We start from the raw sequence: 14,916 nt of genomic DNA, 5'->3' as shown, positions 1-14,916 counted from the left end.
GTGCACTCGGTTCCGCGGGAACCTCAGTGACCAACCAAGGGGCGAGGCTTTGCACAGGCGTCTGCAGGAACGCCGTCTCGCGCCGCAGCCCCAATGCCTCACGTACGTTCTCCTTCGAGGAACTGCGCACGTCTTTGCAACTGATGCCCGCAAAGACCTGCAAGTGAGACGGACGCTCTCCCGCGCCAGGCTCAAGTACACAAACGTCAAGCTCGTGTCGGGCTTGGCGGGGGGGCCTTGCCCGGAGCTCCGCCGTTATGTGCCCAACTCAGCGACTCAAACTCGACCGAGGTCCAAGCTTCCCCTACTAACTGTCCAGCGGCGTCGAGCAGATCAAAATGCGAGAACCTTTTGCGATCGGCCAGAGCTGGTTTACTCGCCACGACCACCTCTGACGTCTTGCCTCCCTTGGATGGTGGCCTATGAATGATTGACCCTTTTGGGTGTGCACGCCGAAATACCCTCAGTAAACGAGCTAGAACCAGCATTTCGTACAGCTTGTCGCGGGTCATCGCTTGCAGCTGAAGAGGGGGAGGTGCTTTCGCGGCAATGTCGAAGAGCGCGCCTACCGCTTTGACCAGTTCCGGTGGTGCCGGTTGGTTCTTCTTTTTCTTCTTGACGCCTGTCGCGTGGGATGTAGTCGTACTCATAAATCCTCCTTGGTCTCTCGAGGGAGAAATTCGAGCAACGCTCCCCGCAATGCAATTTGCTGCTTCGTCGGGCGCCGTCCAAGATTACGTCGTAGGCTGGATTTTCGGTTGCCGACGCGCATTTGCATTGACTCAACCTGCTGATCGCGTGCGAGCACCTCGTTGAGTTCGCGGCGAACTGCTTGCTCGGTTCCGCTGTTCACCGGAAAAGCGAGCACCATCAGTAACGACAGGGCTTCTTCAAATCGCTCTTTGGTCTCGCTGCGCCTCGCGGGTTCCGCGTTGGCATTGCTTAACTTATTATCCTGGAATTCCTCTCCAAGGGGCTCATCAGGCTCGACTGGCGCGCTGAGCTTGGCCAGCTCCATGAACTGGTGCATCAACGGCCCCTCATACGTGCAAGCTCGTCGATGTATCTCGCGAAGCGCCTGTTCCAGGTCGTCCTCACTTTGCAATGTGATCTGCATGCTTCCTCCATGAATGGTTTCAGTGTCGCGGTTCTGGCAGCTATGCGGTATTTTTCAGAGACGACTGTGCGGACTGTGAATTGAACGCTGATGGTTCCGTGCGTTTGTCGCAGAAAAATATTGACGCTTTCAAATCTCTCTTAAGAAAAATCTCGGTGGGCACTCACCTGAAGCGAATCTCCTCAGCTGCTAACGGTAATTCCAGAATTAAGTGTTTCGAGGTGATATAGGGTGCTCTAGCGTTCACGCTCGCGCTGCCGGAAGCGCTTGATGAAATCTCCATCGATCAGTTTGTCTGCGTTGAGATCAAGGACACAATTGACCAACGAAGCCACAGTGTTATCAGACACGCTGAGGTTATTCGGAATGAAGCCGGCTTCCCTTACACTGTTTTCCTTCAAGCGAGTGAAGAATGCCTTCAGGAAATCGGAGAGCCCAGGACGGCGACCCTCTGTCGCCGAGTCAGTGGCAGGGTCCTGTGCATATACTTCTGCATTTTCAGCATCTTCGCCAATAGCCTCAACGAGTGAGCTCAGCGAGGGCCAGTATTTCAGGTCGTACTGATACTGCAACATTTCCAAACCATCTTTGACGTAGGACTCGAAAAGGTGATGGTTCTCATGTTCAGCAGCAGCGTTCAGCACATCAAGTGGGTGGTAGAAGGTGTCGCAACTAAAGCTTGAGCCTTCCTTGATTTCGTCACGACGCGTGAGCAGTAGCGCAAGTGCCTCTGCAGCGGCGGCGATCTGTGCGTTGATACCCGTGAGCTCTTTGCGCGCTTGTCGCGCTTCGGTGATCTTTTCCGGACTCCATGCCACCGGAGTCGAGGTGAGGATGTCAAAGAACGACTTTAAGGCATGAGGGCGTTGCGCGAGCGACTCATGAAGTTCTTCGTAAGCGTCGCACAGCTCATTGCGTCGACTGAGCATACGCTCAATCACGCGATTCACGCTTGGCCATATCTTGTTAGTCTGGTTGTACTCCAAATCCGCTCGAAGAACTGCTTCGCAGACTTGAATAGCTTGTGAGGTGGTTGTCATCGTTCGGTTCACCTGAGGTGTAGAAGATGTGCCAAGGCTAATGTGCAAACACACGTCTGTCGGTACCTGTGCACAAAACTATTCGTTGGTTGTAGGTACCAGGTCCTTTGTTCGCATGTCCAGGAAAGACCCATTCCAACCCATGAAAGGTGTTTTTGAACCCTCCAGCCGCAAGGCTGACTACCAGCCCTAGCAATTCAGCTCTAGGGAGCAAATTGCGAAAGGATGTGATGCGAACTGGCGTCGTTACGTACCGGGTGCTGCGCCGTAACTTTTAAGACCGATGGTTGCCTGGCATGTCACTGGCTACGTCCGCAGGCAAGGGCGGAGCGTCACACTGCGCGCGAAGGTTCGCCACGACCAATAGGAAATGGCCGGCTCTCGCGTTAACCTCAGCCAAAGAAGCGGAGCCTTTGACAGGCGAAGACTTTTGGTATCAACGGATGCAGTGCTTCTCGTCAGTTGATGCCAGTCCGTGCAGGGAAATTGCATGTATGTGACCGACAGTTCTAGGTCGTCAGTGCTTTTAAGGATACGCGTGAGCATGCCTTCGTTCGGGTCGAAGAACTCGCCGCCCAGCGCGACGCGTGCTAGTTCCCAGCAGTTGTCAAATGGCACGACGTCGGGATTGCAGTCAACTGCGTAGGCTATCAGCGCCTGACGCTTGTTGGACCTCGGCCGCCGATTGCAGTATCACCGGCACCAGTAGCTGGCGGCTGGCAATCCACTAGGTCGCAAAAATATGAAGGCCGGCTCTGTTTGAGCCGCGCATCGGGTCTGTGTCAGTCTTGTCCCGCCATCGATTACAAAACTGATTCAACCGCATTCGTTTGCACGATCTCACCGCCACGTAAAAGGAATGACAATGAGTGATCAAAGCGGGTATCGGGCATTTCGTACCCATGCCATAGAGCAAGGGCGAGATGCGGTTAAACGACTGGTCATTTCCGATTACGATGAAAGTGCCGACGTTCACTCCAGATATACTCAGCGGATTGCCTTAAGAGCTGCGCGGCGTTGGGTGCAGAACAATGTCAGCGATCTGCTTGCCGAAGACTCTGACCAGGCACTTCATATCCGCCGAATGCTTGGCATACCCGCTTCGCAGTCACTGGTTAAACCAGAGGCGTGGCCCTGGTATGGCAAATTGGGGATATTCTTCGTCCCGCATTGGCTGACATGGCAATACACGCGTAGGCAGTTAGCAAAAACACGCACCTACGAAGGACGTTCCTTTCTTTACGAGACCTTTTACGAACGAGTCGTGACGTGTCGCTTGAACCGCTACACCCCAGCCGTTGATCAGGCCATACAAGGCATACCGCTGCTCTCCTATGAACGCGCAAGACAACTCGACAGACTGGATGCTGGCTGGTTCATGGCCGTGCGTAAGGTTGGCGTCGAGAGCTTTGCGAGGATCGAGCATTATGCTCGCTATGGCAGCTTCAGGTTGAAGGGCTCACTCGCCAATCTGCTGGTGCTAACCAACGTGGTGCAGACAGAAGCGGAGCTGGCCTGGCTAGACTATCAAATGAAAGAGCGCTATCACGCGCCCGAGATCACCCCTGAAGCCCTTCGCACCTTCAAACAGGCCATTGATCTATTGCTGGCCAATGGTGTTAAGCGCAAGCAGGTAGCGGGTATCTTTCGTCATGACCTGGATGCTATAGACCCGGATCGGCTGGAGGTAAACTTGCAACTGATTGTTGCTTCTGGCGCAGCAGGCGCAGAGGCGATCTACGAGGTCATTGGCGAGTCGCTTTGGCGAGCTTCCAGCGCAAATTGGGCCTTTGTATTGGATGTGGTTAAGGCCCGTTCAGCTGATCAGATTCAACACTTCAAGCGTATGCTGGCCCACTACTGCAAGCCTTCTTCATTGTTGGTCGAGCACTTGATTGCTCTGGGCGCGAGCGTCGAAGACCTCGCGCATTGCCAGACGCTCATATTGGAGCTCAACAAAAGAGAGGGAGAGGGCGAACCGCTTGCCGAGATCGCGCTGTTGGCCGGTGCTCCATACTGCTTGAGCTTCGAGCAGATAGGGCAGTGTTGCACTTACCTGGCGCGCCCCGGTGCATTGCTGGAATACTTGGCAGTGCTTGAGCGACATGGGTATGGCTACCCTGAGGCAGTTCTGGGTTTTCAGCATGCGTATACCGGCATCGGTGTCCAGAGCCTTGAAACTTGGCTTGAGATCAAAGGGCAGCGTAAACCGCGTAAAGAGCGCGAGTTGGTTGACTGGATCATGCGCTGTGCTGGCACTCTTACCGCCCAACCGTATCACTATCTGCTCACCGCCGTGCCCATGCCAGAGTTCAGTCATTTGTGCCAAGCGGAGCGCGTGGTACGGTTTGGACTAGGCACTTTGCAGTACTTGGTCGAGGACAAGGGATTGAACTCATTCAAAGCGATCATGGACTGGTACTACAAGGCACGTGGCGTACATACGCTTTGTTGCTGGGACCTGAATTCAACATCTCGTGTACTGCTGGACGATGCCTTCCGTCGTAACCACTTTGCTGCTTTCACTGAGAACCTGAGCTGTGTCATGAGGGCCATTGATGATCGGGTGTTAGCGGACATCGGTTATCGCCATAAGCAACCGGACGACGCGGCACGCAAGCGCTACGACGAACGAAGGGAAGTGCTTGCTCAGGCCGAGTGTCTAAAACTTTTGCCTCGTTTACCAGCCATCCTGAACCAAACGGGTGGCGTCCTGCTGCCGAGCATGGTTCGCCATGCGTGGTCGTCAGCTGAGCAGCTACAAGAACAGATGGACGCATTGGTGCCGTTGGTAGAGAACCTGCTAATGGGGCGCGGACCATCAGGCGCTGAGCTGCAGGCTCAGGAGGCTGAGGCTATATCCATGATCTACAAGGCTGACAGCCACAGCGTCAGGTCACAGTGGAAGAATGTCCTGGGTTTCGAATCGCACCTGGCTGGATTGAAATTGTGGGATGGTTACCCCATGCGCTGGGCGCGCTCGATTCGTCGCATGGAAAAGCGCCTTGAGCGCAGTAGTCTGCAAGCGCTGATTCAGGCAAAGACGATCAGCGCGAAGATCTGTTCAAAGAAGGACTTCACCGACGTGTGCCTGGCCATCCGTTCCAAGCGGCTATACGACAAGTCGCGTGATCCTCAGTCCGTGGCGGCCCATCTAGGTGTACTGTTCGCGACGAGTCGTGAGGACTCATTGATCGGGTCGTGGCTCGAAACCGACCTCGGACAGATAACTGCCTTGGAGGATTTCAGTGCCGACATCGCCGAGGGGCTGGAGCAGCTCGACACGCTGTTCACCAGCAACTTGCCGGACGCTCTTGAGGCGCATATGCCGGCGTTTGTTATGAGCTTCAACGATGAGCAGGCTGATAGCCTGGCCAAGCGAATGGTGGGTGAGGCTAATCTGGCCGGGTCGCAAACTGGCCGTGGAAGATTGCAGGCCGCGCTTAGACACACCCAAGCAATTGTGCTCGCGACATGTGCAAGCTGGCTGAAGCGCGAGCAGGGCAAGTTCACCGCTATGCCTGCTAACGACGAAGTCACTGAATTGCAGGCGTTCGTGTCAAAGTATCCGGCAGCGTTTTTCGCCAGGCAAGCCGCGAACCTGTGCACGCGCGATGACACGGACATGTGGAAGGAGGAGCGGCACGCGCATATGGTGGTGTTCGACCCTGTGCAACGTCGTCTTGCTGGTATGGCCATGATCTATTTCGAATCAATCCCGGAGCTCCATCCAACCAAGCGTTGCCTGATCGTTCGCGCGATCAACCCGATGGATGAGATGTTGGCTACTCATACGGTACACAGCATCGTCAACGCGTTTTTTGATGTCGCCGTCAGCATTGCTCAAGAAAATGAGCTGGTAGCGGTGCTTTTCCCGAACCCTGGTGGCATGCATCTCCTTTCCAATCAGAGCACTGTTGAGAAGTACTTCAGAAAACGCCTCATTGAGCGCGCCGAGCCTTACCGTCAGATTGAGTCGGGAGCAAGCGCTGCGCACTGGCGTACGAGACCTAGGCGCCTGAATACACGATTTTATGCCTACGCGCAGGGGCAGCAGCAGGTTTCGGAGTTATACGTCGTTTGGGCGAATAGCCGAATCATTCTGACGGCTCAGAAGCGCAGATCGGTTGAGTACATAGATCTCTGATTGAGGGCTGACGCGTTTTCGCAAAAGGCGTATCGCTATCTCGATGAGGTCACTAGGCAGTAGGCATTCGATTGCTACTCCTCACCGGAGTGAAAACGGATGAGCTACGTCTGCATCGAAGGATCAGGTCCCGAGATCCAGATTAGAAAGTAGTGCTGCCGCTATCTCCAGGCACGGCATTTCGACAATTCCGCTATGATGGCACTTTGTCCGGCATCAGGACTTGGCTGCAAGGATCGAACGTCAGATGAGCGTCCCTAAATACGACCTTCACCTCCTGGGTTGGCATAGCTTTCAGCAGTTATGCATGGCCGTAGCCTCTACGGTATTGGGTCAGACGGTCGAGACGTTCCTTGAGGGAAATGATGGAGGTCGCGACGGTGGGTTCAAGGGGACGTGGTCTCCTCAGCCAAATGAGTTGTATGAAGGCGCGTTCGTCTTCCAGTGCAAGTTCACATCGCGCCGTGATCATAATCTCACGCTGTCAGATGTAGCTGGTGAGCGTGAAAAAGTGCGCAGACTCGTCGCCAAGGGACAGTGTGATGTCTATGTTCTGATGACGAACGGCGACTGGACTGGGGAGAGCCATCTCAAGATCAAGCAGGCGTTTGAAGATGCTGGGGTCAAGCACGTTCTGCTGCTGGGCTCCACATGGATCTGCGAGAAGATCCAGCTAAACAGTAACCTGCGCATGAATGTGCCTCGGCTCTATGGTCTGGGTGACCTCAGTCAGATCTTGGATGAAAGACGGTACAAACAGACGAAGGCGCTGCTGACGGAGCTTCCTGAGCTTTCAAAGCTTGTTGTGACTGGCACCTATCGCAAAGCACTCCAGGCCCTTCAGCAGCATGGTTTTGTTCTCCTGGTTGGAGAGCCCGCTGCAGGAAAGACGACGATTGCCTCACTTATGGCCATGTGTGCGATGGATAAGTGGGGAAGTAGGGTGTTGAAGCTGGAAAAGCCCGAGCAAATTCGAGATCACTGGAATACGGACGAAGCATCGCAGTTCATCTGGGTTGATGACGCCTTTGGGGCGATGCAGTACGAAGCCGACCTGGTGATGGAATGGAACCGGATACTCCCTGCGCTCTCGACGATGATCCGAGCGGGCCATCGGGTAGTCCTGACTAGCCGTGATTACATCTACAACAGCGCACGGCGTGATCTCAAGAGAACGGCATTTCCTTTGATCGAGGAAAGCCAGGTGGTCATCGACGTGAAAGAGCTGACCCCACGAGAAAAGTCAGAAATCCTCTACAACCATGTGAAGCTTGGCAACCAACCGCGGCGGGTTCGGACGGCTTTAAAGGAGTTTCTTCCTGCGGTGGCAGCTCACAGTCGGTTCGCTCCCGAGACAGCTCGGCGCTTGGGCAGTATTGAATTCACCAGGGCCCTCAAGATCGACCAAAGAAGTATCGATGAGTTTGTCGCCAAGCAGGAGCGATGGCTCGTTGAGACAATGCAGGGCATGGATGACGAAAGCCAGGCCGCATTGGCTTTGCTTTACATGAAGCACGGAGCAATCGAAAGCCCGATAAACCTCTCAGGGGATGAGGTGAAGACAATTGAAAGATTGGGTGGTAACCAAGCCGGTTGCATCCGTGCGCTTGAGAGTCTCCGGGGAAGCTTTGTACAAGTGGCAGATACTGCTGAAGGACGCTTTTGGCGGTACAAGCACCCAACGATTGGAGATGCATTTGCGTTAATACTCGCCCAGAGTCCTGATCATCTGCAGATTTTTGTAGATGGCACACCTCTTGAGCAGTTGATGGAACTTGTGACGTGCGGCGATACGGGCATTCAGAATGCGACGATTTTGCCCTCGAGCATGTTTGCAGCGATCGTACAACGATGCTATCAGTACGTCACTTTTGGGGCCGACGTGGAGCGCATGAGGCGGGGCAGACTGTACTCTTTCCTGCTGCGCAGGACTGACCACGTATTCCTGGCCATGTACTCGAAAACTGATGGAGAGTTGACCTCCAGCCTGGCTCGAGATTTCGCGAGAAACCTATTCACGAAGTCGTCTGACCTGGCTCTGCGCTTGCTTCGGCAAGGTCATTTACCGGAGTCAGTCAGAGATGCTATCTCGACCAAGATTCACGGCTTTGTGTTCGATGAGGATGACCTAGGGTACATCTACGATGAGGACATGCATGAATTCTTTGGTGATCAGGAGCGGGAAGACTTCTACAGCGATGTACAGAAGCATGTCTTGCCTGACCTAGACAGGATTCGCCAGTCTCAGCAGGAAACGTATAGCTATGAGGATGATCCTGATTACCACCTTTCTGATTTTATTGATCAGCTAGAGGGAATACGTGCGGCTTTCCCAGAATGGCCCAGGGTGGAGGATGTGGTCGAAACCCAAAGGCGCCGAGTCGACGATTGGGTGAGTGAAGTATCACAGGAGCGGGGAGAAGAGCCAGCAGTTGGCCGAAGCGATCTGATGCGGCCATCTGCACAGGAGGGCGGCCGAAACATCTTTGACGATGTCGATCTCTAGACCAGGTAAACGAGGGTATGCCGGTGTCTGCATTTTCCGATCGCGATCTCGAGCAACGAATTCTCAACGCTCAGAACTATATCAAGTTGTGGGCGGAGAGAAATGACCTCTGGTACGACAGCGGCTTTACGTCCTACGCAGAGCGTGTGCAGGGTGAGCCAGGAGAGGAGGCAGTGGTCTTCATCCTCTACAGCAGTGGAGATTTAGCTCGTTTGCTGGATGAAGATCTTGATCCTCCCTTGCGGGCTGAGCTTGATCATATCTGCGAGTCGCATGGGTTCTGGTTCGAGAACAACGACGGTTGCTCCTACTATTTCTTTGCAACTACGGACGAAGTGCAGGCCGCTTACGATCAGTATTTCCATTGGAAGTGGGTGTGCAGCCTGATCGTCGAAGACGTTGGTGATGTGTACGCCGAGCTTTACCAGTATTTCCAAGCTCGTCCTGAACGACTCCACAACCTTAGCCCTCGAGATTTCGAAATCCTGCTCTCCCGTGTTTTCCAGACCTTGGGATATGAATCGCAGGTTGGGCCTGGGGTCGGTGATGGAGGTGTAGACGTTCGCCTCCTTCAACGAGGCCCTCTAGGCGACACGCTCACATTGGTTCAAGCCAAGCGTTACGATCCCAAGTGGCCAATACGTCTCGAGGCAGTCCAGGCCCTGTTCGGTGTAGTGTCTCTTGAGAAGGCGGAGCGCGGCATTTTTGTGACTACTTCACGGTATCTCCCAGGAGTTGAAGCTTTCGCCGGGCGGTGCGAGGGAAAGCTGGATTTAAGGACTTCAGCAGATATTGCTGATTGGTGTAGGCAAGCCCAAGAAGGGATTATTCGTGACAAGTCGTTGCTTGTGTCCGATCAGCACCTGCTGTCGGCATTGCGCTGTATTGAAGGTGGCAGTCATGCCCTGGTTCTTCATGCAGATACCGGATACCGCACGATCACCAACTCCTTCGCGCTTGTGCTCAAAGAAACCAGGCATGCGGCTCTGTTGATGCGCTTACCAAGACGGATCGTCAGTCAGGATGGACATGGCCTCGAGGGGCATGAGGTACCTATCCTGGACAACCGGATCCTCGCAGCGAGGAACGCCGCCACCGTCTTTCGAGCTAAGCGAACTGTCGACGATCAAGGAAAAGTTGATTACTGGGATGGCAGAAATCTGTATTCCAAATGGAATCGCCAGTCTTGTTTTTTCAGTCACATTGACTGAATGTTAGTATTGTGGGAGCCATTTTTCCTAATGATAAATAAAAACTTCTACCAGCTACGAAATTCAGTTCTCGGTTAAGAATGGAAGGCAATATACAGATATGGATTTTTCCAAAATCAGGGGTTTGGAAACAGGTCAGCGTCAGTCTTTCGAGTCGCTAATGTGTCAGCTGGCAAGAAGAGACAGGCCGGCCGAGGCGAAGGAGTTTAGACGGGTAGAGGGGGCAGGTGGGGATGGAGGTGTAGAAGCCTACTGGCTACTTACTAACGGCTCGAAAATCGGCTATCAGGCTAAATTTTTTACTCGCACAGGTAATATTGATTGGGGGCAGATCGATGAGTCCGTTGAGCAGGCAATCACTACTCATCCAACCTTGATCAAGTATGTCGTTGCCCTGGCATGTGATTTAACCGACAAGGCAGGCGTGAAGGGAAAGGGAACTACTGGGTGGGAACACTGGCAAACACGTGTTGCTAAGTGGAATGCTCGCCGGGCTGAGTTGGGTTTAAATGATATTGATTTTGTCGCATGGCCGGCGTCTGAAATCTCAGATAAATTGATGGCGCCAGATTGTGAAGGGGTGAGTCGTTACTGGTTCGGAGGCGTTGAGTTTTCTGATTCTTGGTTCAAAGACCATGTCGAACGAGCGCTGACATCACTGGAGGAAAGATATCACCCTGAAGATCATGTTGAGGTGGAAATTGAAAGATTATTTGAAGTTATTGGTCGAAGCAAGCTTGTAAAAAGCGAAATACAAGATTTTGCTCTGACGATTGAAGATAATTTTACTCGGCTGTCTTCGTCAACTTCAAGGTCCATCGCGGATTTGCAGCCTGATGTTGCTGCTGCTGGCCACATTGTTAGTGAGTTGCAGGGGGTTCTAGGTTTTGCTGGTTTAGAAAACTTCGACCCCTGGCCAATTGTAGCTAGTATTGAGATGGCGCGCGAACTGGTTAAGAAGATCAGAGAATTTCAGCGTAAGCTTATTTCGCAGCACTCCGGGAACGACAACTCAAGCCTAGATAAGTCCACGTATCAATTCGCGCTAGAAAAATGTAGCGGGGTGGTGGACGCGATAGATGGTCTAATTAGCTTGTTGGATTCTAAATACTTCCAGGCAGAGAGTGATCGCTGTGCGCTGATTGATGGAAGGGCTGGAACTGGGAAGTCTCACCTTCTAGGAAATGCTGCGCAGAAATGTCTGCGAAATGATCAGCCCGTTCTTCTTGTACTTGGGCAGCAACTGAGTTTGGGCAATGTTTGGCAGCAGATTACATCCCGCCTGGAGCTCACTGATATTTCTCCAGAGGCGTTGCTGCAAGCTCTTAATGCTAAGGCAGAGGCGCGAAGCTGTCGCGGTCTGATACTGGTTGATGCAATCAATGAGGGTGCTGGAGCAGCTCTATGGAAGAACGAACTGGCAGAGTTCTTCTCGCGGGTTCGTAAATATCCTAATTTGGCAATTGTGGTTAGTTGTCGAGCGGAATATACAAATTACATTGTGAGTGAGGCAGTATTAAAAAGCGTAGAAAAATTCAAGGTCTACGGATTTGCAAGTCCTAGTGAACAAAGACGAGCGGCCAAGGTGTACTTGAGTAATTATGGGATTTCTCATCCGAACAATCCTTGGTTGGCATCTGAGTTTGTAAATCCATTGTTTCTGCGCAGTGCATGCATGGCACTGGTGCAGTTAGGCGCGAAGCAGTTTCCTGTCGGGCTTCACGGCGCAAAAAGTATATTTAGTTTTTACTTAAAAAGCGTCGCTGTGAATCTGGGGGCGGGCTATGACGGAAGTAGTGAATTATACCCGTCGATGTTGAAATCATTGTTGGGGATCGCGAAGGCCATGGCTTTTGGTCGAAATGATTTCATATCGAAAGCAAGTGCTGAAGCCATTAGTAATGCTGCATTTGCAGGTTTTCCTATCCCTGTAGGTTTGACTTGGTTGACTGTGCTGCTTCGCAATGGGTTAGTTCGTCTTGATCCAAATCCGTTGGTAGTGTCAGATGATCCGTTTGCTTTAGCTGATGATGTCATCCGTTTCAGCTTTCAACGGCTGCAAGATCATTTAATTGCAGAGTCTCTGCTTGACGCCACTACTGATATCTCTGCTGAGCTCGAAGCGGGGATTTTGAGTTTTGTGCTAAAAGACTCTAAAGTTAGATGGGAGTGGAGTGGCTTAGTTGAGGCTCTGTCTATCCAAGTTCCCAAAAAATTTGGTGTTGAACTTTTTGATGTGATGCCGGGCAACTCGAAAAAGTGGTTGTTTAATCGTGTGCTCCGCGAGGCGTTTGCTGAAAGCATTCGCTGGAGAGATACCGATGCGTTTACCGAGAGAACTCTAGAGATTTTTAATGAGCTGGCACTAGAGGATGAACAATATTTCTTTATTTTGATTGAGCTTTGCGCGGGTAAAAAGCATCCATGGAACGCTGAGTTTCTTCATGACAACTTAATTGAAAGGAAGCTTGCTGATCGAGACGCCTTCTGGACGGTTAGGGTAAATGAACTTTATCTCGACGAAGGAGGTGCTGTTGAGCGGCTTTGGAGCTGGAGTATTCAAGACCAGACGCCCAAGACAGACGGAGAGGTGCAGTATTTGTGCTCTCTAGCTCTAGCTTGGCTCACAACGGCCTCCAATCGAGAGGTTCGCGATTACTGCACTAAAGCCTTGACTTCTTTGTTTGTCGCTGAAGTTAGGCTTTATGACAGATTGTGCGCGGCGTTTTCCAGCGTGGATGATTTGTATATTCTGGAGCGCGTGCATGCTGCGGGATACGGGGCGTCTTGTATTGATCCAACCATTCATCGTCTCAAATCGTACGCCGGAACTGCTTATAATTACGTGTTCAACACGAAAGACGTCCCTCTTTCCCTGCTTGTTCGCGACTATGCACTGGGGATAGTGGAAAGGGCAGTATCGCTGGATTGTTTAGATGAGGGCGTGGATTTGAATGCCTGTCGACCTCCATATTCATCGGCGCCTGCCAAACTGAATGTTTCGGACGCAAAGCTGAAGCGTGTAGCCTCTGCAGCCGGGGACGATACAATCTACTATTCATGCGCGTGCTTGATGGGGGATTTTGCTAGTTACGAGGTTAAGCCTCGGGTCAGAGATTTTTTGGACGCTGTGCTGACCTCTCCTGCACCGAAGTCACCCAGAAAAATTGAGGAATCATTCAAAGCGGAGGTCATAGCGCCGTACGCTAAGAGAGCAAAAATATTTGAGAAGATGCAGGAGCAAAAATGGGGTAGTAATCCTTTTACTGAGCTTTTAAAGGCCGGTAATAAGAAGAAAGCCAACATCGACGAAGCTATAAAAGCCATGGAGGCCTACCAGGCAGATTTGATGGCGCTTTTGTCCGATGATGAAAAAACTAGGTACACCCTTGAGTACAGTCACAATTTTGATCTTAAATCTAGGGGTACTCGGCAGCTGGCCAGAATAGATGTAGAAAGCGCGCAGCGGTGGGTTGCCCAAAGAGCTTATAGATTTGGTTGGACGTCCAAGCTGTTTCCGGATGATAGATCTAGGAGCGATGGACGTGATACGAGGCAGCGAGCTTTAACTGAAAGGATTGGGAAAAAATATCAGTGGCTGGCGCTTGATGAGTTGTTGTGTCGGCTGGCGGATAACTACTGGCTTGCTGAGTCGTTCAATGAAGACGCGAGGGTGTATCAAAATCCGCTCGATGTTGGTTTTCACAGAGATATTGATCCCACAATACTTATGCCTCCAACGGATGAACAGAAAACTCCATCAAAATTCTATGGCGTAGATCTCTGTGCGATAGATGTTGGCTCAACAAGCGAGGATGAATTATCTGCGTGGCCATTCTCTGCTGATTTTACAACTGAGTTTCCCAGTTTTATTTCTCGGATTGATGCCAGTGGGCGACATTGGTTGACGCTGTATGAGCATGCTTCGAACAGAATAAGGTACGAAGATGGTCGAGTAACTCAGCATGGGTTGAGGCAGGAAGAGTGGCGATTCCTGCTGCCGGCTGTAATAGATAAAAAGGATAGGCGTAAATTTATTCAATACCTTGAAGGCGAAAAAAGTATTGATGTTGACAGTTGGTCTCCGACTCAGCGTACGGACGCAGGATTTCTTCTTGAAGCTCCATGGCGTTCCACTTGGCCTCAGGAGATGTACTCTGACTTCAATTTCAGCAACGGAAAATCAATAAGAGTGGCGACTCCTTGTGTGAGATACTTATGGGAATCACATCTGGACCGCTCTTTGCCGAGCGGGACTGACACAATTTTGCCAGCTCCTTGGCTTGCGCGAGATTTAAAATTGAACCCTGCTCGCGGCACATTGGGTAGCTACTGCACTACTGATGGTAATGTTCAATTCATTAGTAGTGATGCGGCCAATGATGGGTCTTATGCATTTGTCGACAGGGAGCTTTTTGAAGATTTCCTTAAGCAGCATGGTCTAACGTGTGTTTGGATCTTCGTTGCAGAGAGGAGTGTGTGGCCCGGGGGATCTAACGAGGATGCTGCCTGGAGGCGTTCTGAAGGGGTCGTCTGGTTTGAGCGTGGCAAGCCTAAAATGATACAATGGGCGAAAGATGAGGCCAATGGTCAATCTAAAGAGTTTTTACCTGGTGCTATTGAAGAGTAATTAAGTAAGCGTTGGTAAAGCTGCCGCTATTTCACCGATTAGCAGTATTGTTCGATGATGAGGTAGCAACCAACGGATATAAGCAGTTAAGTAAAACTCCAGAGTGAGCGCGATCAGTCAATTTCAAATGCGCGCTCTTCTTTGGTTTTGTTCTGATTGCGGTAGGTGTGCGGTGGGCACTCCGATCATCGCCGGTAGCTTGATAGGAAATGGTATGGTGTTTGGTATTTTTGCCGTCTAATCTTACTAGCATTCCGCGTTATGC

General features: G+C 51.7%; 7 protein-coding genes and 1 pseudogene. 4 read left to right on the top strand and 4 right to left on the bottom strand.

Annotation, left to right across the window (positions count from 1 at the left end):
- Positions 1–206: 206 nt before the first annotated feature.
- The 4 genes and pseudogenes from AC1D19_RS02280 to AC1D19_RS02265 all read right to left on the bottom strand — a co-directional run.
- A complete protein-coding gene (locus AC1D19_RS02280; protein WP_477762231.1) occupies positions 207–650 on the bottom strand; it encodes a hypothetical protein in 444 nt (147 codons plus the stop codon).
- Entirely contained in the window at positions 647–1,117 is a 471-nt protein-coding gene (locus AC1D19_RS02275; protein ID WP_477762230.1) for a hypothetical protein, read from the bottom strand. The genes AC1D19_RS02280 and AC1D19_RS02275 overlap by 4 nt, the downstream gene beginning before the upstream one ends.
- A gap of 236 nt (positions 1,118–1,353) precedes the next feature.
- Positions 1,354–2,157 (bottom strand): hypothetical protein, encoded by an 804-nt coding sequence (locus AC1D19_RS02270; protein WP_477762229.1) that lies wholly within the window; start codon positions 2,155–2,157, stop codon positions 1,354–1,356.
- 306 nt (positions 2,158–2,463) lie between these two features.
- Positions 2,464–2,823, bottom strand: a pseudogene (locus tag AC1D19_RS02265) (DUF3085 domain-containing protein); the annotation flags it as partial.
- 199 nt (positions 2,824–3,022) lie between these two features.
- Here AC1D19_RS02265 and AC1D19_RS02260 point away from each other — a divergent pair.
- The 4 genes from AC1D19_RS02260 to AC1D19_RS02245 all read left to right on the top strand — a co-directional run bounded on the left by AC1D19_RS02260 (position 3,023) and on the right by AC1D19_RS02245 (position 14,651).
- Positions 3,023–6,304 carry a hypothetical protein gene (locus AC1D19_RS02260; RefSeq protein WP_477762228.1) on the top strand — a complete coding sequence of 1,094 codons (3,282 nt, stop codon included), beginning with the start codon at positions 3,023–3,025 and terminating at the stop codon, positions 6,302–6,304.
- Between the two features lie 247 nt (positions 6,305–6,551).
- A complete protein-coding gene (locus AC1D19_RS02255) occupies positions 6,552–8,810 on the top strand; it encodes an nSTAND3 domain-containing NTPase (RefSeq protein ID WP_477762227.1) in 2,259 nt (752 codons plus the stop codon).
- Positions 8,811–8,827: 17 nt separating this feature from the next.
- A complete protein-coding gene (locus tag AC1D19_RS02250) occupies positions 8,828–10,021 on the top strand; it encodes a restriction endonuclease (protein ID WP_477762226.1) in 1,194 nt (397 codons plus the stop codon).
- Positions 10,022–10,121: 100 nt separating this feature from the next.
- Positions 10,122–14,651: an NACHT domain-containing protein gene (locus AC1D19_RS02245; protein ID WP_477762225.1), complete on the top strand. Its 4,530-nt coding sequence runs from the start codon at positions 10,122–10,124 to the stop codon at positions 14,649–14,651.
- The last annotated feature ends 265 nt before the right edge of the window (positions 14,652–14,916 follow it).

It is taken from the genome of Pseudomonas sp. P1_C12, from assembly GCF_056406435.1.
Note: the sequence above shows the minus strand (reverse complement) of the source record. Positions and strands in the feature narration are given on the sequence as shown.

Coding starts and splice junctions, on each gene's coding strand:
- AC1D19_RS02250 (WP_477762226.1), top strand. CDS start 8,828: ATGCCGGTGTCTGCATTTTCCGATCGCGATCTCGAGCAACGAATTCTC.
- AC1D19_RS02255 (WP_477762227.1), top strand. CDS start 6,552: ATGAGCGTCCCTAAATACGACCTTCACCTCCTGGGTTGGCATAGCTTT.
- AC1D19_RS02270 (WP_477762229.1), bottom strand. CDS start 2,157: ATGACAACCACCTCACAAGCTATTCAAGTCTGCGAAGCAGTTCTTCGA.
- AC1D19_RS02260 (WP_477762228.1), top strand. CDS start 3,023: ATGAGTGATCAAAGCGGGTATCGGGCATTTCGTACCCATGCCATAGAG.
- AC1D19_RS02280 (WP_477762231.1), bottom strand. CDS start 650: ATGAGTACGACTACATCCCACGCGACAGGCGTCAAGAAGAAAAAGAAG.
- AC1D19_RS02245 (WP_477762225.1), top strand. CDS start 10,122: ATGGATTTTTCCAAAATCAGGGGTTTGGAAACAGGTCAGCGTCAGTCT.
- AC1D19_RS02275 (WP_477762230.1), bottom strand. CDS start 1,117: ATGCAGATCACATTGCAAAGTGAGGACGACCTGGAACAGGCGCTTCGC.